We start from the raw sequence: 23,963 nt of genomic DNA on the forward strand, positions 1-23,963 counted from the left end.
TGCACGCGCTCCCGGACGGGTTTCATCTGTCGGAGTCCTTGGTTATCGTGCGTCCATGTCCGACGAGCTGGGTCCCGCTCAACAACTCCGGCAGTTATCGGCCGGACAAAAGGCCACGATCCGCAAAGGCATCAGCGATGCGTTGTCCGTATCGCACGCGCGACTGGCTACTACATGCAGACGGTACATGCAGACCTACGGGATTTCTTACCGGTGCCTACGCCTGCTGATGGACGACACCTTGCCCGACTACCTGGATTTGTCGCCGGAATCATCCCGGCAACGTTCTGTCAAACCGCCACCACAAACGCTGACTCAAGAGCAGGCAAATGCTCTCCTCGAGTCCTACAAGTCGGCGCTGGTGGGACCGAACCGCAAAGCCCGGATCGATCACTTGTTTTCTCGGTATCGCGCGAAATACGGTGCGACTCAGCATCATCTTCGGCAGCTGGTTACTGCCGACCGCAAACGATACCCCGCTGAATATCGCGCCTTGGACCAGATAGGTCTTGAGCACAATCCTCCCGCTCCGGCTCAGAGTCCTACCAAGAAGAAGCCCAAGAAAGCCCGGAAGAACACCGCCGATCCGCTTCGAAAGAAGCCCTCCGGCGTCAGTGTCGTCGACTACTTCGCCCGGTCAACATTCTGTCCGATGTGCCACATCGATTTTAGTGAAAACAAGGCCCCCCCACATAGCCGGGGCGCTCACCACTGCCAGGGATCCGGTCGCTTCGGCATCACTCTTTACGAGATCCACAGCACGAAACGTGCTGCCACATCCGGTGAACGCGACGGCTACGAGCCAGGCACCGTGAGCGGCGGATTGCCAGGCCACGGCCCGGCGACGGCAAAGCAGGCAGAACGGTTGGAACGCACGATCATTCAATGATCGTGCTGGCGCCAGGGCCCACCCCGATCTGGTCAGCTAAAGATCCCAACGGCACCGCCGGGGCATCGGCCATCCATACCTGAGTGCGGCCCTTGCTGAGTTGTTCGGAGCTGGGGTGTACCCGCCAGGCCTGCTGCCGAAGCATCACGGCGTGGGCGAGGACCTGGGCGTGAAACCGGGTAGGCAGGGTGAGGCTGGTGACGATCACCGATCGACGACGGATTTCGGTCAGGGCTCGCCGGTTGGCTTTGGTGATGATCACTTGCCGCCACGGTTTGTTGTTGACTTCGACGATGACCACGGCATGCTCGTTGAGCCAGCCGCTTTCTCGCCAAGCGGGCAAGATGTAGGTGTCGTCATCGAGATTGGCCAAGGCCAGTTGCGCGCGCTGGTAGCCCCCGTGGTTGATGTTTTCAACACTGTCCGGACCGCGCTGCAGTTGGGCAATTCGGGCAGATGGGGCGGCGGTGTGGCGGCTGGCGGCGGCACTGTCGCCGCCGATCCAGCGACGCACAGTTGCTGGTGTGACGCCGGCATATTCGGCGACCGCTTCGGCATTAATGTCACCGGTAATCGTGGTGCCGTAGCAGTCGGCGAGCATGGTGTTGAACCGTTTACGCGTCCACCGCGGGCCGGGCACCGGTTCGACAACGATCGCAGTGGTGCTCATCGCTGGTCACCGATGCGGAAGTCGCTGATGGTTGCGAATTCCCACGGTTCGTGGAGGTATCTCGTGTCCATTATTCCAGTTAGATAGTCGAGCAGGCCCTTGTCTCCGCCGTCCTCGTAGGCGCGCAGCAGTTCTTCGATCTCGGCGGCGGTGAGTGGCTCGGAGCCGCAGTCGCGGTCCCTTTCGTCGGCGTAGTTGACTGGCCCCTGGTAGCCACTGGTATGAATTCTGGCGCCATTTGCTAAGGCTTTGCGCCCGTGTTCACTGCTGCGGAACTGGTCGGTGGCGGCGCAGCGGCCAGCTTTGGTGCTTGAGGCTTTCCGCGCTGCGGTTTGCAGTGCTTTCAGATGATCTGGTGATGGTTGTTGGCTGCCTCGGGCCCACCGACGCACCGTCTCGGCCGAAACGCCCAGCGCCTCGGAGGCAGCTTTTGTGTTGACAGCCCCTCCCCGTGGTCCTTTCCCGTAGACGGCCTGAAGCATGCCCTTGGCGTTGGTGCGTTCTGCGACGTCGGCCTCACGCTGCCCCGAAATACCACGATAGAAGGCGTTGCTCATCTTGGCGGTTTCTTGTTGTATCGCCTGGCGTACAGCGGTTTTCGAAACACGGAGTTCTTTGGCGGCCTCGTCGATATTGACGTCTCGGTTGACTGGGGAGCCGTGCCTGACGAGGCGACCGATATTGATCTTGCGTCGCTGTCGAGGTGCCATCACTGGTCTCCCTTGGACAGGGTCGGCAGCAGTTCGCGCCATTGGCCAGGTGAGGTCAGGTGTTTCTTGCCGCGATAGGTGTTGCCGTCAAGGAACTCGAGGTGATCGGCCAGCAGGGAGGAGCCTTCGTGCTTGTACTTGCCGAATGAGCGCCCCCACGTCGCGGGCCCTCCTGGCCACGCCGTCTCGGGGTTGGGGTCATTGGAGACGTAGATCAGTGTGTCGTGATCAGCAGCAACCGGCCAGCGGCCGGTCTTCTGGCCGATGTCGTTGATGCGGTAGGCGATGGTGGCGCTGGCCTTCCCGATACCCAAGTACCATCGCGCCGGGTGGTAGCCCTGTCGGTCCTTCATATAGGTGGCTTTCATGATGCCGAAGCCTCGGACGCGGATAATTTTCGTTTGGTTGCGCACCGCTTGGGCGTCGGGATCGTCGATGTCGAGGGTGACGCTGGCATGCGAGAACCGATCGCACCAAAGCCGGAAAATACGGCCGTGGCGTGGCCAGACGAGGGCGCCCTGGATGTCCAGTTCGTAGCCGAGTTTGAAGGCCATTTCGATGCGGGACGTGCTCACCCATCTGGGCTCGGTGAACTGGTAGCCACCAGGGTTGAGCAGGTGTGGCATGAAGCGGTTGTCGTTCTCAGGAACCTCCACCAACCAGAATCCCGGCAGATTGGGATCGAATTTGGTCCCACCTGAATAGTGGACTGCATCGCCGATAGGAAGCTGCAGCGAGCCCAGACCCGCGAAGTAGGAGCCGCCCCGGTCGTAGGCATGCACGTACAGCGCTCGCATCTCTTCGGCCGTTGGGATCCGGCACCACACGTTGAAGTCCCGTTCCACATCGCCGATGCCGTAAGGCAGTTCGGTGGTCGATGGCGCCAGAACGATCCCTTTCCAGTCCTTGACGTTCCAGCCCTTCCCATCCTTTGATGGTCGAGGACGAGCCTGATCTAGTAGGTCCAGGGCCGTCACCCCGTCGCTGATTTTGTACGGGAACCCGAGCGCGTCAGCAAGTAACTGCAGGCGGTGAGCAACCTGCGCTGGGGTCGGCCTCCCCGCCAAAATAGGCATTCCAATACTCGTATCGACATCATCTTCGGTGTCTTCATCATCGATCGACTCCTCGGCAGTCAACGCCGTGTCCAGGCCGGCGATCAGCACGACCTGGACTGCGGTCTTGTCCGAGTCGTCGCGGTAGACCCGTGTCCAGGCACCCAGGCGCGCAACGTTTTTGTCGCCGCCAAGGCGCCACCCGTCAGCCACGGCGGCGGTGACGAACGGGATATTCTCAGTCATCTCGTGCAGCAGGCTCACCCGGTCCCTTGCCCGCGCTTCGGCCAACTCCGCTACGTCGATCCCGAACTGTCTGCATGCAGCTTCGGTCACCCAGATCTGGCCTGGCTCAGCGTAGTCCTCCGATAGCGGGTAGCCGATGTTGTAGGTATCGGCTAGTTTGGCGACGTGCCCGACGTGGGTCAGCTCACCTAGTTTTGCGGGAGTGATGCAGGTGCCGTCGGGCAGCCACAGTCCGTCGGTGTGCAAGACCGCGGCCGCCGGAGCGCCCCCTTTGACCGTGGCCGGCTTGCTCTTTGCGCGTGTGGAGGATCTGCCCGCCTTCGACGAGACGGGCGCGACCGGTTGGGATGCGGCAGCTGCGGCGCCGGGCTCGGCGTGGCCGGGCTTGTCGGCGTGTTCTGCAGGCCCGCCCGCAGCGCCGGTCTGCGCCTTGTCCTGCGGGCCGGTGTCGGTGCACTCGTCACTGGGGTCGGTGGCGACCGGAACGAGGGCGAGTTCGTCGTGGGCGGCGGGAACGTCGAGGGACGTGGTCAGGACGTTGGCGATCTGCTCGGGTGTTTCGGCCAGCACGAGCGCGAGGACTGTCTCATCTGCCAGCGCGATGCGACGCGTGATTTCGACCCTGCCGAGCTGGGTGTGCTTGTCGGACAGGTCAACCGGTTGCTCGGTGTCGGCATCGATGCCCAACGCATAGACCGAAGAGAAGCCGTGCACGTAGAGCGGTATGGCCCGATATTCGCGGGAAAGCCGCATCGCCACCCGCCGGAACCGAAATCGGATGTGTGCGGCGATCGCCGCGGCGATCGCGGGTTGGTAGTGGTGTCTCCATTCCTCGTGGTCCCAGACGTTCGGATCACCCATCGCTGTGGTGTATTCACGGGCTACTTCTTCGACCAGAGCGCACAGTGCGGGTTGGCCGGCGAAGGCCACGAGTGCATCGTCACGCAGTCGCTCCGTCCAGGTTTCCAGCAGCCGGCCCTGGTGCTGCCACACGACTGCCGCGTCGATGTCGAGGCTATCCATGCTCAGGTTGGCGCCGCCGTACTTGACGTCTTTAGCGAGGTTGTCCAGATCTTCGGTACTCACCCAGGTCCGGGTCGCTTCGCCTGCTCGGATCTGTGGGTGGGGGGCGGGAAGCCACGCAGGCTGGTCGATCTTCTCGGCGGCCGGTAGCAGGGCCCGCCACATCCCGAACGGACGTTTGGCGGCAGCGGCCGCGTCGGCGGCCTGATGTCCTCGAAGCCGCTGCGGGCGGCCGTATCCCAGGCTGATCATGCCGGCGGAGGCGAGGTGGGGGTATTTCTGTTCCAACAGCGCCAGGTCAACAGCGTGATCGAGCTGCTGCTGTTGGACGACGGTCGGTGTGCCAGCCCAGGCTGGCTGGATCCGCAACTCGGCGTTCACCCCGGAGATGAGCTCACCGTTCTCGGTCAACACCGCCGGAGGCTTCTTGTCCCCCGATCTGTCGCTCTTGGCAGGACGAGCGATCCGGGTAGCCCGGATGGTGTCGAGGAGTACCGCTCCGGAGCCGTGGGCGCTGCTGGCTGGCAGCACTCCCAGTGCAGCGTGCCACGCGGTCAGCCGGCGGCCGAGTTCGACATGGTCGTCGATGATGGCGCCGCCACCTATCCACGGCCGGGCTTCGACCACGACTTCCACGCTGACGTGTTGCGGACCGTCTTCAGGATGCGCGACGCTGCCGGTGAGAACGAACCGCCCCTCAGGGGCTCCTTTGAGTTCCCAGCCCCGACTGATTAGCGGTGCCAAGGTCGGACCGACTTGCGCCGCAACGTCCTCTGCTGATGCTTCGTCGGTCGCGCCGACAAGCAGCCGGCCACCGTCACCGACGAACCATAGTCGCGACGGGGCCGGGTCGACGCCACTACTGGCGGGCAATGGTCGCAGCAGGGTCTTGCCGACGACGTAGGTGATCAGCGTTTCCAGCTTGTCCACAGACGTCACCGGGCCAGTGAGGCGGAATCCGTTGGGCGTGAACGTCCCTGCCGCGTTCAGAATCACGACGTGCCGATCGAGCGATACGGAGGCCTTCGCGGTCATGATGCCCCTCCTTGTTGCGACCCGTCGTCACTGCGATCTCGGTAGGACCGAATTTTCAAACTCGCACCCTGGCGCGAGATCCCGAGTACAGCGCCGATCTCCGCGGTGGTGGCCCCCGCTGCCGCGGCGGCTGCCGCCGCCTGGCCCTCTTCTAGTCCTACCGCACGCAACAGTGCGGCTCGGGTCAGCTGGATCTCTTTGGTTTCCCGCGCGGTCCCCCGCTCCACGGCCTTGAGTAGTCGCGAGCGTTCAGTCGGTGTGTATTTGCGTTGAGCGACTCGCCTTGTCCACACATCGATCGCGGCGTCCAGAGAAGAGTTGGCCATCTTGAGAGCGAACAGCTCCGCGCCCAACTCGGCCGCGGATTGAATCAACGCCAGCGTGGGGTCGATGGCCGTCATGCCTAGTCCCCGTGAGCCTTTCGCACGCAAGCAATGCTAGTCGCCGCGCCCCGTTCTGGCAAGCGTTACTTGACATAGACGCAAGTATTGCTTGCGCATCGTCTTCATCCTTTGCCACGATGACGGCTCGGAGATGTCGCCGGTAGTAGCTCGACATTGGAGTGGGGCGGGGACGGGGTGACCAGTCGATAGAGTCCCCGCGGATTGCGCGGATTGCCGACGACGACTGCAGAATCTATCCACCGTTGACAGGGCGAGGCCGAGAGGAATGGCCGCGGCCAATGCCCACACCGCAGGTGCGACGACGGCCGGTAGAAGGTCGGGCAAGTACGCGTTGTAGTCGAAGTCTGTGCTGTAGGGGATGGGATCCCCGTCGAAGGTCGGCAAGCTGTGTGTACCAGCGAGAATGGGAGGGGAAAGGAACAGCGTGCAAGTGACGAGGTACACCCCGATGGAAAGGGCCTTCGCGGCGTGAGCGATCGCGTGCTGCTTGGCCAAAAGAACCGCGTGAGCGCCAAGCACAAGAATCATTCCGACCAGTGCGGCCTGGATCTCGAAGGTCAGCTGGGTGAGGTCGGTAGCTGTGACGTGAAGCCAGCCGGGGACGTCGCGTCGGGGCGGTCTGCTCAGCTCGGCAAGGACAATGGCTGTCGGTATCACTACACACGCTGTTGGTATGGCGGACACCGCCAGTACTGTCCGAAGGCGGGATCCGCTCGGCGGAGCGGGCGGCGTCTCAGCTGCCGCGGTGGTGGTAGTCGTCGTCATCGGTTTTGCTGCTGCTGCCGCTGCTCCGGTTGGTTCATTCCAGGGATCCGTGCCTGGCACTTGGGGGGTACGGATGATCCGTTTTGTATCGTGACGAAACGGCCCACGGTGGCGGGAGCGAGCCCATGCAGGTCCGCCATCGGATTAGCGGCTATTGAACTTGCCGACCAGAACCCAGAACCACCACGGACCCGCATCAGTAGTCGACCTCTATCGTGATGGACTGGGGATCAAGAACATTGCCGTTGTTGTCGAAGGCATCGATAAGGACGGGGTTGTCTCCGATGGCCCCAGCGCCGCGTGCCCGACACACGAAGTCGTCGAGCCGGTCCAGGGTCAGGTCGGCCGTGTCGATAGTCAGAGGCTGAAAGGGCATTTGCAGGGTTACCTGTTCTCCAGCAGCAGCTGGGATCGCGTATTGGCGGACCTGGTCGACGCCGTCCCGAGCGCGACGCCGTAATGTCTGGCCAGAGTGGAAAGCACCGAGCAGGGTGCTGCCACAGTGCATTCCGTCAGCACCGTTCCCTCCCTCTCCCCTGCCCATGCCTCAACCGCGTGTGGTGTGCAGCTGTGGCAGATCACGCTCTGTTCCGGACAGATGGAGCCGAACCCGTGCGCGTTGACGATGCCGATCTCGACGCATTCTTCGCAGAGCGTCACGGTGGGCTGGTGCCGACTGGCATGGGACAGGAGCTGAGAGAGCCGCGACGGGTTCAGGTTTCTGTCATGGTGGACCTTGACAGAGGAGTCCGCGATCGCGGTCAGCACGTCGACGCCGATGAGAGGGCTGCCGAGAATCGCTGTGATGACGGCCGAATCGACCGGATCGGGGGTGTACGTGGCGATTTCAGCTGCGATGGTGTCACGCTGGATCGCTAGGATCCACCGACACTCGTGGCATCGGCCGGGGTGTGGCGCTGCGGTGTTGTAGGGTCCCCAGGCTGACGCGACCGTGGTGGGGTGGCCACAGATAGCAGAGGCATTCATCCCTGCGTCAGCTGCTGCGCGAGTGAGAATGTGGTGGCTACTGTCGTGATCGCTGACGCCGTAGATCAGGTCTGTGTCGGCGGGGAACGGCTTGTCGGTGCTGGTCACCTCTGAGTCTCCACGGTTTTGCGGGGCTGTGATGACTGTGCGGTGATGGGCAGGATGTTTACGGGCTCGGTGAGTGCTTGCCGGAGAAAGTCCAGTCGCGCAGTGAGATTGGCATTCAGTTCACTAAGTTCGACTGTTGCAGCTGCGACATCACCGGCCTTGACGGTGTTGCCAGCCGCGTCAACCATCAACTGGCGGACCGCTTCATCTGTGACCCGCGAAGTGCTCAGGCGCAGTGCAGCGATTTCGCGGACCATGCTGTCGATCGGCGCAAGCTGTTGTTTGTACTCGTAGAGTTGCCGGACCAGTTCGGTCAATGTGGCCCAGGCTTTTTCAGCGTGGAGCGTGATCTCATCGTTGCGTCGGGTGATCACATCATCTGGTCTAGAAGTCGGTGGTGGGACCAGGTTGGCGTGGGTCTTCCAAATCCGATAGGCGCGGAATTGGATGTCGGATAGGGTCTGGTCCAGGTCGATCCGTACACGGTGGACATCGAAAAGTTCACTGGCCCAGGCCGGGCTGGCCTCGATGTCCCGTGCGATCAGGTTGGCCACGGCGACAAGCCGGGGTTCACGCCACACCACTGCAGCTCGACCCGACGACTCCGCAACCCGTTCATACGGGCCACCAAGTACCACACGCTGTTCCCATTCCCGTCGTAGCACAACGCTGTTCGGGTACGCTTCGAGTTCTTCGCTCATGATCGGCCAGATGACGGTGGCGTCGTTAAGCTGTCGAACTTCGGTGTCGGTATAGATAGTCCGCTGCCCCAACGGCCTTTTCGCCGCCGCGGCGGTTCCCAGAGCTGCGACCCCCAGCGCGACAGGTGCCCCCAGAGCCACTGCTGTCGGGGCGTTGGCGATCACCAGCGCCCATTCCAGGCCGGCAAGTGCGCTGAGCAGAATCGCAGCAGCGCGCGCTCTAAGGGGACTCAGAGCCGCAGCCGCGCGGGCCACCGCTCCTATGACACCTGGCTTGTCGGTCAAGTTCAGATTCACCGATATGTCCGCGCTGTGGAGATCATCCCCGTGCGCGATAGCTTTGGTCACGAGATCAGCGGGAAGTGCTGAGATGTCGATGACGTCGTTCTGCGGGAGCGCATGGCAGAGTTCGTGGACCCCGTAGGCGTAACGAATGACTGCGGCGCTGAGCGGCGTATCGGCCTCTTGGGTGAAGGCCGGCGCATCGACGTTGTCTACTGATGCATCGGTCGGGTTCGGATCCGACGATGTTGCGGGGCGGTCCATGTGCGTCAGTATCACTTCACTTTCGGACACCGACGTGCCACCTCATCCTCAGTCGTCTGCGCGCGCTTGACGGCGTTTCTCCGCTCTCCCGCTCCCCCGCTACGTTGTCCTCGATCTGGCCCCAGGGATAGCCAAGGCAGGTGAAAACGCCGAGGAGCCACGCCATTTGCTCCCGAGCCGTGAGTGCGTCCCCGTCGATCATGAACCTGTACACGGACTCGGTTGTTGATCCCACACACGCGTAGTCGATCAGCCGACGCCCAATTGAGGTTGGGTGCCAAGTCCATCGCAGCTCGACACAGCTGTGCGTCACTTCGGATATGAGGACACATCTATCGGCGCTGCCGAAGGCATCCTCAGCGATCCGCCACCCACGCGCGGCGGCCGCCGCCATGGCCCCGTCCCGAGTGACCGGATGCCCGTGGACGCGGACGTCGCTGCCACCGACAAGGTCCAGGTTTTCTTGGGGTGGCACAGGTTCTGATTCTGGGGTGAGTGTGAACCGTATGGCGCGGGCGCCGGCCACCCGGTACGCCAGCCGTCGGACGGTGCCATCGGGCTGTTTATCGCTCTCGTTCAGCTCACCGCAGTATCTCAGCGCCGTCATCAGCGGTGCGTGTGTGGCTGCGTCACAGGTTTCCAGCGGCAGGATGATGGTGGTGTAGGGGGTGTGACACGATTCTGGCCAGGTGAACATATGGAAGTCGCTGAGTCGTGGTGATGTGAGCAGAAGGTGCACTCCGCTCGGCATTTCGCCGCTGTGTCCTTCGAGATCTTTGAGGAGAGTGTGCACCGCTCCTGCACGACGCCACGGGTCGCTGATGCTCCCGGGTCTGTCCGTGAAGCGATCAATGTCATCGACAGCAATGACCAAGGGCGGCCACACCTTTCCCGGCGATGATGTGCGCTGCGCGATCTCGTCACGGATCCGGGCCACCATGTGAGAGGTGGCATGCCCGATCGGCACTACCGCCACCCCGTCAACGTTGTCCAGCTCAGGGATGGAAGCACTGTCAGCCGCGAACAGTACAAGCCGCAGGCACGCTGTTGCGGGTATCTGCTGGGCGAGCTGAACGACCGCCGATCGCAGCTGCGTGGTCTTGCCTGTTCTGTGGCCTCCCGCCCATCGCATGTGTGGCCTTTGCGCCGTCAAGACCACCTTGACTGGTCCGGAACGGGCATGCCCGACCGTGACTGCCAATGGAGAAGCCATAGAGATGCCCCGCTTTCCGCCCCCGCCGCCTGGGCCTGAAACACGCCGCCAGTTTCTTTCCGCCCTCCAATTAGGGTTGGCAGCGCCGTTTCACGACACCCGGTCGATAACGGTTCGGTAACGCTCTCTATGCGTTGTGGGGTCCGTCAGGCCGACCAGCATCCAGCGGTTCGCAGTCGGGCAGGATCTCGCGCCCTTGGTTGTATTCGCGCGCGATTTCTTCCAGCTGCCTGGTGATGGCCTCGCGGAAGAATTGCGCGATGGTGTAGTGGCGCCCAGTTGCGCGCCGCACGATCCGTACCGCCGCGCGGGCCCGCCGGTGGAGGTCTACGGGAATGTTGGCCGTGGAGTACTTCCCGGTTGGATCACCGGAACTAGGCATCTACCACGGCACCCCGGAATAGCCCGAGGTCTTTCAAACGCTGGAGCACTTTGGCGTAATCCTCATTGATCTCTTTGGCGCGGTGTCCGACGAACGGCACCGGCACGTACTTGGTGTATGCCTCATCGACGATCGTTCGGTGACGCACGCTGGGTGTCAGCTTATCCCCGAAAACCGTCTGCAGTTCGCTGAGCTGCTCGCTGTGGATCATTGCGCGCGATGACACTGCGCACGGCACGATCGCTTGCAGAGGGATGTCAAGCCGGACCGTTTTCTTGATCTCAGCGATTGCCGCCATGAGAGTCTCAAGACCCTCGGCCTCCTTGCCGGCCGGTTTGATGCAGCTGATCACGCCCCAGGAACTCTCCGATTTGTCTTCATCGACCGACGTCGCGATCAAGGCATTGGTCACGAGCGCATTACCCGTTCCGGGGCAGTCGATGAAGGTGACATCGACAGGTTCCGCCTCGGTGAGCGCGTCATAGAGCCGCGTGAAGCCGCCAATACCTGCGCCGGTCAACTCGACTGTCACCTTGTCGAGGGTGTTTCGTGCGGCTGGCACGATCGTCAGATTGGCGATCTCGTAGTCAGGATCACCGGTGTAGACGGGTTGGCCGGTCTCGTCACTGATGTAGGCCCGCAGCCGGGCCGGGCGTTCAGCCTCCGCGATGGACGCGTTCTGACGCAGGACGTCCGCGCTGGTGATTCCGTTCGTGGCGGGATAGCCCAGTAGGGTGCTGAGGTTCGCCTGCGGGTCGAGGTCAATGACTCTGACCCGCAGGCCTTCGGCGGCCAGTGGGATGGAGAGGTTCACGACTGTCGTGGTCTTTCCGACACTTCCGGCCATATTGGCGAACGTGTAGGTGGTCACTTCGGGCTCCTTCGTCAGTGGGATGTGCGAGATTTCGGGATCGTTTTATGCACGGTGCATGAAACGGAGGGGACGTCGCCCGTCATGCACCGTGCATAACGGGGTGTTGTGCCAGATCGCCATTGCCGGCGAATGCACGGTGCATCACGGCACCAGATCGAGTTGCGTTTGCTCCCAGGAGGTGGGCTGATAACCGACCCGATCCACGAGCAGTCGCACGTGGGCGACGGCAGCGGCATCCCAGGCTTTGTCTTTCAGCTCGGTGGTGTGCAGTTCGGCAGCAGCCACGGCGATATGCCAGGCCTTGGTTGCGCGGGCTTTGTCGCTGTTGCCATCAACGCTGGAATCCCAGTCGTCCAGGAGCGCCGCCACGGCTGAGGTGCCAGCTCGTGCCGCAACTCCGGAGAGGTACTGCCCGACAAGAATTCGTGTCAGATCCGTGTTCGTCATGTTGACGTTGATCAGCGCTGCGCAGGAGCGCCGACGGTGGGCCTGCGCAGCGGCAGCCGCCGCAATCTCGGACCGCCGCTGGGCAGCGGCCACCGCGGCTTCTTCATCCTCCTCATCACTACCCTGCCCCGGCGCTACTGATGCACTCTCCCCGGGGACGCTGTTCCCACCGTCGGTTGACTGACTGGGGTCTGCGCCTGGCTCTGGCTCACCGTCGAGGTCGCCCGCCGGATCTGCTGGGTCGACGTGAGTCCCTACTGAGGCGTCAGGTGCAACCTCAGAATCCGGGCGCCGGTACAACACCAAAGTCGCCAGGGCGGGATCCAGTGCGGCGATCAGCCCAGGTTGCTCGTCGAAGCTGGGAACGCGGTATTCGTAGAACCGCTCCCCCAGCTCCTCCCTCGGATCATCGACGATCGGGACACCCCACTCGGCCGCCTGCGCGCGAGCCGTGCGTGCTGTGACGACCCATTTCGCGGCGGCGCTACCCGTCATCCCTCGCTTCTGGACGAGCTCTAATGCCGCGAGCTGCTCCTGGCGCCGCGTCTCGCTGTTCTGTACGTCGTCAGGTTCCGGGTTCGTCTGCCAGCTGCGGATCGGGCCATAGGGCAGCGCACCGACGATGGTGCTCGCCTCGGTCTGCTTGAGACGAGGCGAGTTGGGGTCGCGGTTGTCCAGCGTCGCCAGTAGCTCGGAAACCATGAGATACCTCGCCAGGTACCGGGAGACGGTCGACTGGTGGACACCCAGCCTTTCGGAGATCTGTTCTTGCCTCAAACCCATGTCGGCGTATCGCGCGAAGAGCGCGGCCTTGGCGCTGCTGGAGAGGTCTTCACGCCCGAGGTTCTCGGCGGCCATGGCGTCCAGGTCGCCGTCGTCGACCATAATCGAGGCATCGACAACGGCGGGAATCGTCTCGCGACCGGCTTCGAGCGCCGCGGCTCGCCGGCGATGGCCGTAGATCAGGACATAGCTTGCGTCCGCCGGAATCTGGTTGACCATCGCGGGGCGTGCTGCGAGGAACTCCGACCGAGGAACAACGAGTGTCGGCAGTAACACGCCGTTCTTCCGCACACCGTTGACAAGCTCTTCCCACTTCTCATTACCCGGCTGGGGAGCTGACCGCTCCGGGTCGTTGAAAGGATGCGGGGCGATCTCCCCTACCGCCAGCCGGACGACCCGGGTGGCGTCTTCCACGCCGGCTGCAATGGCTCCGACGAAGCCCGCGGAATCACTCTCCTCCGCGGCGGCGCTGCCGCCAATCACCGCCGGCGGCTGGACATCGTCGCCGCCGGCGAGGTTCATGTACCGGTTGGGGATCTTGCGGCTTCCGCCGGGTTTTCCTAGCGACGGACGACGAGCCGTCTTGGTGGGCACTGCTTTCGGCACGAGTTCTCCTCTCTACTGTAATAACTGTATTTAATGTATTTCAGCATTGGCCCTGGCGCAAGTGCCACGCCCCGATTGCGTGCACTTCGGCCCCGCCCGCAGCCGCCGGGATGATGGCCGGGTCGGACGACGGGGCTGACCCCGTTTCATGCACGGTGCATAAGAAGGAATGCCCCCGCTGTCAGAATCTGTGTGCATCGTCCTGGCGACCAACACGTCGAACCTTCTGTCACGTGACGTTTAGCGGGGTGGATCAATCCGCGGCACTCGATCTGGGCGGAAAGTCGAACATCCGGGGGGAGCGGCGGCCGGCCCGCACTCATCATGGCAGGGGAGTCGGACATCGATATGCCATCGACCCGTGTGTTGCGCTCAAATTCATCCGATCGGACCCCAATTCACGCCCAAAAAAGCTAGCCGTCACCGTCCGAGCACTTCATGGAGCAAGACATCTGTTCCGATGCCATAGGCGCATACATATGTATGCGCCTATGGCATCGTGCTGTACGTGTTCACTTCCTGACATCTTTATGCCCTCTGCGCATCTACTTACAGAATGAGCTCACACACCATGCGCTGCTGGCATTTCATACAGCCCAGCATCGACTCGATGCACTATGTAATGCAGAGACGCGGTGTGCATCTCGGTGTCCGAATCCTGTGCTCTACTGCCGGTGCACGGGTAGGAACCCCTGCAATGGAAGGACGTACGTCATGGGATCAGCAGCTCAAGACGCGGCGAAGGCCCTAGTTAGGGAACTTTCCGCGGGCCTCGACGAGGCTCCCACGGTTCCTACCACCATCCGGCTCAGCGGCCGGACCTTCAAACGCCTCAAGAAGCAGCATCAGCGGTGGGGGGCACCGATGTCGCTCATCATCGAGCGTTCACTCGATCCGATGCTGGAGGAACTGGAGAAAGCTCGCACTCCTTCTGAGGGCGGGCTCGACGACCCCGACGAGGACGAGGCATCACAGTCCAATGATGAGCACTAGCAGTAGGTTTGACCATGTCCAGTAACTACTCCGACGCTGTCGAGATCACCGCTGAGCAGGCTTGGTTCCTAGCCGAACATCTTCAGGCGGGCGCCTTCCCGTGGAAGCTCGCCATTACCGCGCCCTATTACGACCCGGCCGACGCTGATCAGTTCAATAGCCGCATGCGCGACGAGTTGAGCACTCCAGCAGCTGGCAGCCGCGCAGCCGTAATGGATGAGCATGGTCGTGTTCATCCTGCCGTCGCGGCAGCGGTGCGCACCGTGTGTCGCGCCGAGCAGTGGCTGGAGTGGCTCACGATTTTGGATTCTGAACGTATCGGCCGCGGAGTTTTGGCCCGCGGCGCCAACCGTCACGAGGCTGTGGTTGCGTTGCGCTACGCGCAGATGATCACCCTCACTCCGATGCAGGTTGACTACACCGAGGCCCTGGTCCCGATCCTCACCGCCGGCCTGCCTGAATCCCAGCCAGCCGACTTCAACGAGTTCACCCTGTCGATGGATGCCGGTGTGGCACTTGATAAGCAGGCGGCTAAGGGTGCCGATGTAGTGGCGCTGCTGACCGAGATGGATGTTCCTGAGTCGGACGCGCAGATCATGGATCTGGTTCTGCAAGGCGACCGCCAATACGTGGAGATCACCGCGCACGAAGGCATCAACGGTTCTCGTCATCAAACCGATGTGTCAGTCAACATCTACACCACAGCGGTGGGAAGCATCCTTGTATCCCCACCGGCGGGGGAGCCTCGTTCAGGTGGCGAATCGGTGTTCGCGCCTGCCGATCCGTTTGCGATCGCCGTCGCTTTGCGTGATCTCACAGCTCGTTTGCCGTCAGGGGGCTGGTTTCCCGACGACTCCTTCGCCACCTAACCGGAAAGCACAGGTAAGCAACTATGACCTATCCAGATGACTTTGGCCGTCACCGCAACGAGCAGCCGGGCGCAGGGCATTTCCCGACGCCTGGGGGCCCCAACGGCCCTGACAACCATGAGGAAGGCCTCCCGTATATGGAGCCTCCGGTATCCGATGACCTCGACAACACCGGTCCGCAGCGCGTGGTTGTCGATGAGGCAAGCTCCGCTACACCCCCACACGCCGGGCCTTCGGATACGGCCAGGCCGGGGGAGCGCCAGCCTTCTGCGACGTCCGGCGACCAGCAGCGCCGCACCGGACCGCCGCAACAGGGCTATCAACCTCCGCCGCTGCCCAACAGCGGCCCCCAGGGGTTTTCACCGGAATCGGAGCGGTCGCCATATCGGCCCCCTCTGCCGCCGCGTCAAGGCCAACCGGATCCGCAGTCTTCGTTTCCGCCGCCGGTCGAATCGTCTCAGTACATCGATCAGCAACGAGCCCAACCTGTCTATGATCCGCACGAGGAGACCACCGTCTTCCCAACCTGGCGGGCGGCTCCTACCCCTTCTCAGCCAGCCCCTCAGCCGACCGGACCCACTGGCAACGATCAATCACTGTTCGGGCCCGATGCGGCGTTCGGCGACATACGCCAAGACACGATCGAGCCGCCGGCTAAGCACGTCGCACAGAAGGGCTGGCGCAAAACAGTCAGGTTGATGAGTGGGGGATTGGTCAAGCCTGGCCCTGGCCCCAAGGAAGAGTCAGCCGCCCAACGTTTGGAGAAGATCCGCAGTCCGCTTGGCGGCGTGCATAAGATCGCGGTCCTGAGCGTGAAAGGCGGTGTCGGCAAGACCACAACCACTGTCGGTGTGGGGTCAGCGATCGCAAGAACTCGCGGTGACCGTGTGATTGCGACCGACCTTGACGCTGACCTCGGTGACCTCTCCGATCGCTTTCACGATGCCGGCGGGCCGACCGCCAACATTCAGTATCTCGCGCAACGGGTGAACATCCAGAGCTACGCCGATGTGCGCGCTCACACCGTACAGAATGTTGATCGTCTCGAAGCGCTGTCTTCGCAGAATGATCCAAACTCGGATTATGTGCTCAGCGGTAAGGACTACCAAGCCGCGATGCGCATCTTGGAGCGCCATTACAACGTAATTCTGTGTGACTGCGGGACCTCGGTGACCACGCCGCTGTTCAGTACCGTCGCTTCCGATGTTGGGGGGCTGGTCATCGTTGCCGCACAGAACATGACCGGTGTCCGCGGTGCCCGAAACACGTTGGCGTGGTTGCAGGCTCATGGTTTCGGCCAGTTGCTTACCCGCACGGTGGTGGTGCTCAATGCGCCTTACCCGGGGTCTCCGTTGGTAGACCTGGACGTGTACGGCAGATACTTCCGTGAGCGTGGCACTCAGGTGGTCAACGTGCCTTTCGACCCGCATTTGGCCGAAGGTGCAGCGATCGAATTCGCTTCTCTCAAGAAGGCCACCTCCGAAGCCTTCCTGGAGGTGGCCGGGTACATCGCCGATCACTATCCGCTACGGCATGCCTCCCATGGCAGCCACAACCCGGGGAGTTTCTGATCGTGGATCCTGTGACCGTAACAGGGCTTATACGCGTCTACATTGTCGGTGACGACGCTGCCGCCGACCTCGCGTTGCCGGCCCGTCTTCCCATCCGCCAGCTCATTCCGCAAATTCGCGCCGAGCTCGATTCGGGCCAAACCGACGACGAAGACGCCGAGCTCGCGACCACCGACACGGAGCCTGCCGATGGCCGGCCGATCCGGCCGTACTCTCTCGGCCCCATCGTGGGAACCCCGTTCAGTCCAGACGCCACCTTGGAATCCCTGGGGGTCGTCGAGGGCAATTCACTGCGGTTGCGCATGCTGCCTCCGGGGCCGGCGGCCCCTCCAGTGGTCGAGGATATCGCTGATGCCGCGGCCATCCATTCGGCCGCACAGTTCAGCAAGTTTCAACGTCGGATGCTGGCCACTGCCGCCCAGGTGACGTTCATAGCGGTGGGGGTATTCATCGCCGGCCTCGCTGCCTACGACTGGCATCGGGAACAGCTGTGGTGGCCAGTGGCCATCCTGGCCGCTGTTGCTCTGGTGTTCGCCACCGCCACCGCCATCAGCACGCGGCAGGGCAAGACCGCGATCGCTGGGCGCCTCGGGGTACTCACGTCGCTGCCGCTCGGACTGGCCTCAGCGACGGCGATCAGCGCAGCCTGGCCCGACTCCGGCGCTACACCAGCAGTGTTCTTGGCGACTTCGCTCGTCTTGGCGTGGTCGGTTCTGATCGTCGTGACAACCAGCCAGTGGGTGGCGGTACACACCACGATCATCGTGGTCAGCGCTATCGTGCTCCTCGCGGCGGCCCTGCGCGGGCTAATCCACTTGCCGTATGTGGCCCTGGGCAGCGGCGTCATCGCACTGTCGCTCTACGTCGCGCATAGGGCTCCGATCGCCGCAGCGATTTCCGCGCGCTATCCGCTACCCAACGTGCCCGCACCGGGGGAGCGCACACCTGAGCGCCCTTCTCGCTCGGCGCTCGAAGCGCTGCCCCGCAAGGTCGCGGTCAGTCACGCATACCAGAACGGATACGTCGCTGCGTCGGTCATTCTGGCTGCGGTCGGGTCAGTGCTAGTGCTCTGGCTCCCCGACCAACCGGCGACGATCAGCTTCATCGACACGCTGGCAGCGTGGTGGCTGGTCACTGTCACCGCGATCGTCAACCTCCTCAAGGCCAGGATCTGGGACTCGGCCACGGCGGCACTGTGGTTTGTGGCCGCACCGCTGGTGACCACGGTGGCTCTGGCTGTGTCCTTCACGGCAACCGGCTATCGCGGGGCGGGAATGGGGGCCGCTGGGGTGCTCATAGCCTTGACGATTCTTCTGATCGCAGCTGCCACCATCGGCGGCAAGGACGGGACGATCCCTCAGCGTCGCTATCTCGATCTGCTCGAAAATTTCTTGCTATTCACCATTTTGCCGGCGGTGCTTTGGCTCACCGGAATCGTCAGCATGCTGCGGAACTGGGGGAGCATATGATTCGCCGGATCAGCGCCCTGCTCTGCGTCGGGGTATTCCTGTGCCTGTGCAGCCCTCCACCGATCGCCAGCGCCGCACCGCAACCTGTCGTTGATCCTGCGGCTCTGCCGCCGGCCGGCCCACCCGGACCCAACGAGCCCGAAGGCATGCGGCAGAACAGTCCGTGCTCATTCAACGGTGTCTTGCCCGGTTTCGACCCGGCCGCCGTTCCGCCCAGCCAGGCCATGCTCAATCTTGCCGAGGCGTGGAAGGCATCCCGCGGCGCGAACGTCACCGTCGCGATCATCGATTCCGGGGTAACCCCGCAGCCCCGGCTACCTCATCTCACCGGGGGTGGGGATTTCATTGACCCGCCTGCCAATGGACTCACCGACTGCGACGGCCACGGCACCGTGGTCGCCGGAATTATCGGCGCCGCACCGGGTCCTGATGGTTTCGCCGGAGTTGCACCGGAGGCCGATCTAATCTCCATCCGGCAGACCTCGGCCCAATGGGCCCCCAAAGTCCCTTCTGGGGATGATCCGACGTTGATCAAGACAGCCGGCGACATCCTGACTGCTGCGCGCGCTGTGCGCCTGGCCGCCGATATGCCTGGAGTCAAGGTGATCAACCTGTCCATTGTCGATTGCTTCGCGACCTACAAGAACGTCGACCAGGCACCGTTGGGCGCCGCGGTGCGCTACGCCGCGCTGGACAAAGACATTGTGGTTGTGGCTGCGGCCGGCAACAACCGTGAGGGTATGTGTGAGAGCAACCCGTTGTCGGACCCGAAAAATCCTGATGACTCACGCAATTGGGCTGGGGCAACCGTGATTTCCACACCCAGCTACTGGCAGCCCTACGTGCTGTCGGTGGGCAGCTTAGACCCTTCTGGGCAGCCGTCTGGTTTCACTATGGCCGGCCCGTGGGTAGGGATCGCCGCGCCGGGGGAGCAGATCACCTCACTGGGCAACGGTCCGAATTCAGGCTTGGTCAATGGGCAGCCGTCCCAGCAGCAGCCCATGGTGCCCATCAACGGAACCTCGTTCGCAGCGGCCTACGTGTCGGGTGTCGCGGCCTTGATCCGGTCGAAATACCCGAACTTGTCGGCCCACCAGGTGATCAACAGGCTCGTCGCTTCAGCCCATAACGCTGCCCGATCCCCGTCCAACCTGGTCGGCGCTGGCGTCATCGACCCTGTTGCGGCCTTGACTTGGGATATCCCCGACAGTGAGGTCAAACCGTCGAATGCGCCGGTGGTGCACGTAGCCCCGCCCGCGCCGGCGCCACCGGACAATCGTTGGCCCCGTTTTGTGGCCTTCGGCGTCGGAATTCTGGCTATCGCGGCTGCGGTCACCGCAGTCACTCTGATTGGAATGCGCCGTGACGACAACTCTTGATTCCCCGCCACGCATTTCTCCTGCCCGCCCAGGCTGGCTGCGGATGTCGTTGATGGCCAGCACACTGCTGCTGGCGTGGGCGGTCCTGATTCCACGGCACAGCCATCCGCAGTGGTGGCATCTGCTCGTTGCCGTGGCCATCGTCGTGGCGTTTGTCGGTAGCTGGCACGGACAGCACCTGTCCACCATTGTCACTCGCTGGGTACCGATGGCGCTGCGCACTCGACGGGCTCGCCGGCCTGTAGCCGGCACTGGCCGGCCGCCGGAACCGCAACGTCATTCAATGCCCGATGTGGCGTCAGGGTCTCCCTCCGAGACGGCCACCATCGTGGTCCATTTGAGCCCTCAACCTCACTCTTTGACCACCGCCGCGACCAACGGCGACCAGTTGCCGTGGGCGTTCATCACTGCGTGGCTGGATCGGTATTCCATCCGTGTCGATGACCTCACGGTCTGTGCGGTAACCCGAACTCCGCCGAACTCGAGTTTGCGTAATGATGTCGCGCCCCTGCTGACCCCACAGACCCCTCAGCGCCGCGACACCTGGTTGACGATGACTCTCAGCGCACCAAGCAATGTGGCCGCGATCGCCGCTGGCCGCCGTGGTCGCCGTGGCTTCGACGACCACGAGGACGCGGCGCTGCAGGCTCGGACGTCGATCGCTGAGCTCGCCGACGTCACGGCCCGCCGATTTTCCTCCGAGCTTCGTGAGCAGGGGTGGAAGGCAACGCTGTGCGACGATCCTGCGCAGCTGCCGCGATTCGTCACCGCCGGTGGACACTTGCGCCGCGAGTGCTGGACCGGGGCGGAGTACGCCGATGGTTTCCGCGCCGTCTACGCGATCGATCCAGAGTCGCTCAAGTCCGTTCTTGACGCGCTCCCGATGGTCACTGCCAAGACCACCTGGGTCAGCCTGTCCGTCCGTTCACGGGGCTCTCAGGGTGCAGCAGTCAGCGCTGCAGTCGGAGTCCTGACGGCCGCTCGCCCGGGCCGTCACCTCTTGCCTGGGCTGACCGGGTTCCACGGCCTACACCACACAGCCGCGGATGCCCTGTCTGTGGGCGGACATCCAAACCTGGACCTGCCCACCGCACCGCTGTCTGATGTCGGGCTCGACACGGTCCCGTGGCGCACCACCGAGTCAGGCATACCGTTGGGATCCGATCCACAGCGCCGCCCGAATTATCTGGCCCTGGCATCAGCTGAATCGGTACGTATCACGGTGACCGGAACTACTCAGTTCCACCTGCGCATTGTTGGCCGACTGGCTCTTTCAGGGCTGCCGGTGGCTGTCTACACCAACCGGCCCGCGCAGTGGGAGCGGCTGGCCAACTACGCCGCGCCCCAACAGATCGGTATCGCCGTCGGCCAGCCCGGCGCCGAACTGCCCGCCCCGCCCGACGGAGCCATCGTGGTGGCTGATGGCAGCGTCGAACCGCCCAGCGGCGGTGCCATCTTGGTGACCCTGCGCACCCCTCAGTCTGGCCCGCCGCCCTCCACCGCCGTTGTGATCACCCAAGTTCCCAACGATCCGGAATGGTTCCACGTGATCACCCCGCAGTTGCGTGAGAGTGCTCCTATGCGGCTGGGCCGCCTGCTGGAGGCGTTTCGGACTCGCACGCAGCGTGAACCCGGGCCTGCGCAGTTGCGTGACATCGAACAGCAGGCGCGAGGTGTGTGGCTCAACGTCCGCGTCTGAACCATGGGGCATCAACGCCGTGTGGGCGGCACCTGTAATCAGGTGCCGCCCACACGTTTTCGGTCAGGCTAGAGCATCTAGGCCCACTTGGCGCCTTCTGCGGCGTCGCGGGCCAGCATTTGACCGGTGCCTTGCTGATAGGCGTCGCTCATTGCCCGGTAGGCGTTGATCAGCTCTTCGGTGGTGGAGTTCCACTGGGTCTGCCACGCCTGATAGGTCGTGCCGGTGTCGCCTTGCCAGCCGGCTTGCAGCGCCGACTGCTCGGCCGACACCGCTGCTGCGGCCGTAGCGAGCTGGGCGGCACCGCCGTGCATGCCTTCGGCATGCCCCATCATCGCCGGGTAGTTGAACATGATCTGGCTCATACGTCTGTCCTCCTGATGCTGGTCGGTGTCCCGGGTTAGGTCGGGATGATGCCGGACGCGCTGGACACGCCGTCGGCCATCTCAGAATCGCCGGTGACGTAGGAGGTGGCTCCTTCGTGCACCTGGGCCGCGGCCACATCCAGCAGCATGTTGGTCTTGCCGGCCGCTTCGACGAAGCGGGCATGGGCGGCCTGGAAAGCCGCTGAAGACTCGCCCATGTGGAACCCCATGGCGGCTTGAGCGTTGGCTTCGGCCTGGGCGATCGTGCCACGCATATTTGCGGATGCATCGCCCATTCCGGACGAAGAGCTCACCAGTTGCGCGGCGTTCGTATCGAGAAAACTAGCCACGATTCGAATCCTTTCTCGCAGAAATATGTTGTTGCAGTTGGCTTGTGATGAAAATCAGATACGCGTCAGCAGTGGTGCTAATGGATCATGGCGAACGCCCCCTCATCTCGGCGTCCTCGTCTTCGTCGATAGCGCTGTCGCTGTCGTAGGTGGTGACCTGCCGGGACCGGCCCGACCGCTGGTTGCGGGCACCGGCACCCATCATTGCGCCACCGGCACCAGATCCACTCGATGTTGCCGCCCCGCCCGGCAGCGTTGCCCCGACCGGGGCGAGTGTGCGTGTGGACCCCAGGTTTTCGGTGGCCGTGGTAGGCGACGCACCCCATGTCGACGGCATCATCGGACGTCCTGTACTGCTCCCGAACGCTCCGCCGGCCAAACTCGTCAGTCCCGCGGGGTTGGCCCCACGGATCGCCCCGGTTCCGGCAAACCCCACTGGCATGGCGTTCGACCCATTCTGGGCGAGGCCTTCCCCGGAGAAATTGGTGAGCAGCTGGCCCAACGCCTGCGGAGCAGAGCCGAGCAGTTGCGGCGCGGTGGATACCAGCTGTTGGGGCCCCGCGCCCTGAGTCACCGAGGTCGCCGCTTGGGCAGCCTGCGGGCCAACTGAAGTCGCGCTGCTCAACAGGGAACTGCCCATGCTCTCAGGCTTGAGTTGTTGGGCCAGCTCGTCCTTGTGTCCGCTGGCCTGTTCCTCGTGCGCTGAACCAGGAATACCGTCGGCTGCCGTCGCCGGACTGCTGGCGATCTTGCCGGCAGCCAGTTTGGTGCTCAGCATGTCGGCGGTATCGAGCATCAGTCCGGCGCCTTGCCCCTCGGCAACGGTGGTGAATCCAGCGGCGGTGGCTGCCGCGTTACCCGACTCACCCACTCCCGGGACGAGTAGCACCGGTGACGTTGTCGTCGGTGGAATCAGGTCCACTGAGAGTGCCGATGCACTGTCCCAGCCGGTCATGACATTTGCGGCCTGGATCCACATCCGGGTGTAGTCACCCTCATTGACACCGATGGGAACCGTGTTGCAACCGAAGAAGTTTGTGCCGACCAGAACGCCGTGGACGACGTGATTGGTGACCAGCTCGCCCAGTGTCGGCATCGCCGCAACCGCCGATTCGTAGGAAGCCACCACGTCACCGTGCGCCTCGGCGGCCAGGACCGCTTTGACCGCGGCAAGTTCGAGCCACCCCAGATACGGCTGGTGGGCGGCAACGAACTGTTCAGCTGACGGCCCCCTGTAGCTGGCCTGGATTGTGCCGATCGTGGAAGCCAGCTCGGCCGCGGCGCCTTGATACTGGGCGGCAAGATCAGCCCAGGACGTGCCCGCCAAGGCGATACCCGCCGGAGTGCCGCCGAAATTCAGCAGCGTGGAGTGGACCTCCGGCGGTGCAGCAATGTAGATCGGTGGCAGCGGGATCATGGATGCAAGACTCCGTCGTTGCCGATCAGACGGCGACAGCTCCGAATGCCGTCGCCAACTGCGTGTCGCCTACCGCGTAGCTGGCGCTGCTCTCGCCGATACCGATTGCAGACCGACCCAGCTCTTCGTTGCCCATCGCCGCCGACACCTGGTGCGCGCCTGCCCCGCCTTGCAGACACAGCGCTGTCCGGACCGACGGAGCATCCGATCCCGGCGGCAAGATCATGGCGCAGGCGACGGCGTGGGCGGCATTGGCCGCCACCATGCGCGCCGTGATGGCCGTGACCTGGGCCTCGGCTGCTACCAGTGCTTCAGGAGTGACATCCAACATGGGAAACAATCCCCTTTCCCCATTTCAGTGCTGAGCACAAACTACCGTCAGCAAACCCTCGATTGCCAGCAATTGC

At 63.3% G+C, this 23,963-nt stretch carries 22 protein-coding genes; 7 read left to right on the forward strand and 15 right to left on the reverse strand.

Annotated elements, in window-relative coordinates:
• Positions 1-55 precede the first annotated feature (55 nt).
• The gene (locus E0T84_RS22515; RefSeq protein WP_138745580.1) at positions 56-889 is read left to right on the forward strand and encodes a hypothetical protein; all 834 of its coding nucleotides are present in this window, start codon (positions 56-58) and stop codon (positions 887-889) included.
• Here the strand turns inward: E0T84_RS22515 and E0T84_RS22520 are convergent.
• The 11 genes from E0T84_RS22520 to E0T84_RS22570 form a co-directional block, all read right to left on the reverse strand.
• Positions 879-1,559 carry a hypothetical protein gene (locus tag E0T84_RS22520; protein WP_138745581.1) on the reverse strand — a complete coding sequence of 227 codons (681 nt, stop codon included), beginning with the start codon at positions 1,557-1,559 and terminating at the stop codon, positions 879-881. The two genes, E0T84_RS22515 and E0T84_RS22520, sit on opposite strands and share 11 nt — an antisense overlap.
• Positions 1,556-2,269, reverse strand: coding sequence for a DNA-binding transcriptional regulator (locus tag E0T84_RS22525; RefSeq protein ID WP_138745582.1), 714 nt, complete (start codon positions 2,267-2,269; stop codon positions 1,556-1,558). Before E0T84_RS22525 ends, E0T84_RS22520 begins: the two co-directional genes overlap by 4 nt.
• Positions 2,269-5,628, reverse strand: a complete 3,360-nt coding sequence (locus E0T84_RS22530) for a hypothetical protein (RefSeq protein ID WP_138745583.1) — start codon at positions 5,626-5,628, stop codon at positions 2,269-2,271. Before E0T84_RS22530 ends, E0T84_RS22525 begins: the two co-directional genes overlap by 1 nt.
• Positions 5,625-6,029: a Fis family transcriptional regulator gene (locus tag E0T84_RS22535; RefSeq protein ID WP_138745584.1), complete on the reverse strand. Its 405-nt coding sequence runs from the start codon at positions 6,027-6,029 to the stop codon at positions 5,625-5,627. Before E0T84_RS22535 ends, E0T84_RS22530 begins: the two co-directional genes overlap by 4 nt.
• A 964-nt stretch (positions 6,030-6,993) precedes the next feature.
• Complete coding sequence (locus tag E0T84_RS22540) at positions 6,994-7,173, reverse strand: hypothetical protein (protein WP_138745585.1); 180 nt, start codon at positions 7,171-7,173, stop codon at positions 6,994-6,996.
• A gap of 8 nt (positions 7,174-7,181) precedes the next feature.
• On the reverse strand, positions 7,182-7,892 hold the full coding sequence (locus tag E0T84_RS22545) for a hypothetical protein (RefSeq protein ID WP_138745586.1): 711 nt from the start codon (positions 7,890-7,892) through the stop codon (positions 7,182-7,184).
• Positions 7,889-9,169, reverse strand: a complete 1,281-nt coding sequence (locus tag E0T84_RS22550; RefSeq protein ID WP_171055142.1) for a hypothetical protein — start codon at positions 9,167-9,169, stop codon at positions 7,889-7,891. Before E0T84_RS22550 ends, E0T84_RS22545 begins: the two co-directional genes overlap by 4 nt.
• Entirely contained in the window at positions 9,156-10,115 is a 960-nt protein-coding gene (locus E0T84_RS22555; protein ID WP_138745588.1) for a hypothetical protein, read from the reverse strand. Before E0T84_RS22555 ends, E0T84_RS22550 begins: the two co-directional genes overlap by 14 nt.
• A gap of 364 nt (positions 10,116-10,479) precedes the next feature.
• On the reverse strand, positions 10,480-10,734 hold the full coding sequence (locus tag E0T84_RS22560; protein ID WP_171055144.1) for a 50S ribosomal protein L7ae: 255 nt from the start codon (positions 10,732-10,734) through the stop codon (positions 10,480-10,482).
• Positions 10,727-11,605, reverse strand: coding sequence for a ParA family protein (locus E0T84_RS22565; RefSeq protein ID WP_138745589.1), 879 nt, complete (start codon positions 11,603-11,605; stop codon positions 10,727-10,729). The genes E0T84_RS22560 and E0T84_RS22565 overlap by 8 nt, the downstream gene beginning before the upstream one ends.
• A 144-nt stretch (positions 11,606-11,749) precedes the next feature.
• Entirely contained in the window at positions 11,750-13,444 is a 1,695-nt protein-coding gene (locus tag E0T84_RS22570) for a ParB N-terminal domain-containing protein (RefSeq protein WP_249383715.1), read from the reverse strand.
• 714 nt (positions 13,445-14,158) lie between these two features.
• Between E0T84_RS22570 and E0T84_RS22575 the strand changes: the two genes are divergently transcribed.
• The 6 genes from E0T84_RS22575 (at position 14,159) to E0T84_RS22600 (ending at position 21,424) form a co-directional block, all read left to right on the forward strand.
• Positions 14,159-14,437, forward strand: coding sequence for a hypothetical protein (locus E0T84_RS22575; RefSeq protein ID WP_138745590.1), 279 nt, complete (start codon positions 14,159-14,161; stop codon positions 14,435-14,437).
• A 14-nt stretch (positions 14,438-14,451) separates the two neighbouring features.
• A complete protein-coding gene (locus tag E0T84_RS22580; protein ID WP_138745591.1) occupies positions 14,452-15,306 on the forward strand; it encodes an ESX secretion-associated protein EspG in 855 nt (284 codons plus the stop codon).
• Between the two features lie 185 nt (positions 15,307-15,491).
• The gene (locus tag E0T84_RS22585) at positions 15,492-16,877 is read left to right on the forward strand and encodes a MinD/ParA family protein (protein ID WP_171055145.1); all 1,386 of its coding nucleotides are present in this window, start codon (positions 15,492-15,494) and stop codon (positions 16,875-16,877) included.
• An 11-nt stretch (positions 16,878-16,888) separates the two neighbouring features.
• A complete protein-coding gene (eccD, locus tag E0T84_RS22590) occupies positions 16,889-18,346 on the forward strand; it encodes a type VII secretion integral membrane protein EccD (RefSeq protein WP_249383716.1) in 1,458 nt (485 codons plus the stop codon).
• The gene (mycP, locus tag E0T84_RS22595) at positions 18,343-19,725 is read left to right on the forward strand and encodes a type VII secretion-associated serine protease mycosin (RefSeq protein WP_138745594.1); all 1,383 of its coding nucleotides are present in this window, start codon (positions 18,343-18,345) and stop codon (positions 19,723-19,725) included. Before eccD ends, mycP begins: the two co-directional genes overlap by 4 nt.
• Entirely contained in the window at positions 19,709-21,424 is a 1,716-nt protein-coding gene (locus tag E0T84_RS22600; RefSeq protein ID WP_138745595.1) for a hypothetical protein, read from the forward strand. The genes mycP and E0T84_RS22600 overlap by 17 nt, the downstream gene beginning before the upstream one ends.
• 77 nt (positions 21,425-21,501) lie before the next feature.
• On the opposite strand, the gene E0T84_RS22605 is transcribed toward E0T84_RS22600, so the two are convergent.
• The 4 genes from E0T84_RS22605 to E0T84_RS22620 form a co-directional block, all read right to left on the reverse strand.
• Positions 21,502-21,789, reverse strand: a complete 288-nt coding sequence (locus E0T84_RS22605; protein ID WP_138745596.1) for a WXG100 family type VII secretion target — start codon at positions 21,787-21,789, stop codon at positions 21,502-21,504.
• Positions 21,790-21,824: 35 nt separating this feature from the next.
• Entirely contained in the window at positions 21,825-22,085 is a 261-nt protein-coding gene (locus E0T84_RS22610) for a type VII secretion protein EsxS (RefSeq protein WP_138745637.1), read from the reverse strand.
• Between the two features lie 139 nt (positions 22,086-22,224).
• Positions 22,225-23,556 carry a PPE family protein gene (locus E0T84_RS22615; protein WP_138745597.1) on the reverse strand — a complete coding sequence of 444 codons (1,332 nt, stop codon included), beginning with the start codon at positions 23,554-23,556 and terminating at the stop codon, positions 22,225-22,227.
• A gap of 25 nt (positions 23,557-23,581) precedes the next feature.
• Positions 23,582-23,887 (reverse strand): PE family protein, encoded by a 306-nt coding sequence (locus tag E0T84_RS22620; RefSeq protein ID WP_138745598.1) that lies wholly within the window; start codon positions 23,885-23,887, stop codon positions 23,582-23,584.
• Between the last annotated feature and the right edge of the window lie 76 nt (positions 23,888-23,963).

Origin of the sequence: Mycobacterium sp. DBP42 (genome assembly GCF_005924235.1) — a bacterium.
Lineage (GTDB): Bacteria > Actinomycetota > Actinomycetes > Mycobacteriales > Mycobacteriaceae > Mycobacterium > Mycobacterium syngnathidarum.

Excerpts from the sequence above, each read along its gene's own strand:
- E0T84_RS22515 (WP_138745580.1), top strand. The coding sequence starts at position 56 with ATGTCCGACGAGCTGGGTCCCGCTCAACAACTCCGGCAGTTATCGGCC.
- E0T84_RS22520 (WP_138745581.1), bottom strand. The coding sequence starts at position 1,559 with ATGAGCACCACTGCGATCGTTGTCGAACCGGTGCCCGGCCCGCGGTGG.
- E0T84_RS22525 (WP_138745582.1), bottom strand. The coding sequence starts at position 2,269 with ATGGCACCTCGACAGCGACGCAAGATCAATATCGGTCGCCTCGTCAGG.
- E0T84_RS22530 (WP_138745583.1), bottom strand. The coding sequence starts at position 5,628 with ATGACCGCGAAGGCCTCCGTATCGCTCGATCGGCACGTCGTGATTCTG.
- E0T84_RS22535 (WP_138745584.1), bottom strand. The coding sequence starts at position 6,029 with ATGACGGCCATCGACCCCACGCTGGCGTTGATTCAATCCGCGGCCGAG.
- E0T84_RS22540 (WP_138745585.1), bottom strand. The coding sequence starts at position 7,173 with ATGCCCTTTCAGCCTCTGACTATCGACACGGCCGACCTGACCCTGGAC.
- E0T84_RS22560 (WP_171055144.1), bottom strand. The coding sequence starts at position 10,734 with ATGCCTAGTTCCGGTGATCCAACCGGGAAGTACTCCACGGCCAACATT.
- E0T84_RS22575 (WP_138745590.1), top strand. The coding sequence starts at position 14,159 with ATGGGATCAGCAGCTCAAGACGCGGCGAAGGCCCTAGTTAGGGAACTT.
- E0T84_RS22580 (WP_138745591.1), top strand. The coding sequence starts at position 14,452 with ATGTCCAGTAACTACTCCGACGCTGTCGAGATCACCGCTGAGCAGGCT.
- mycP (WP_138745594.1), top strand. The coding sequence starts at position 18,343 with ATGATTCGCCGGATCAGCGCCCTGCTCTGCGTCGGGGTATTCCTGTGC.
- E0T84_RS22605 (WP_138745596.1), bottom strand. The coding sequence starts at position 21,789 with ATGAGCCAGATCATGTTCAACTACCCGGCGATGATGGGGCATGCCGAA.
- E0T84_RS22610 (WP_138745637.1), bottom strand. The coding sequence starts at position 22,085 with ATGGGCGATGCATCCGCAAATATGCGTGGCACGATCGCCCAGGCCGAA.
- E0T84_RS22615 (WP_138745597.1), bottom strand. The coding sequence starts at position 23,556 with ATGATCCCGCTGCCACCGATCTACATTGCTGCACCGCCGGAGGTCCAC.
- E0T84_RS22620 (WP_138745598.1), bottom strand. The coding sequence starts at position 23,887 with ATGTTGGATGTCACTCCTGAAGCACTGGTAGCAGCCGAGGCCCAGGTC.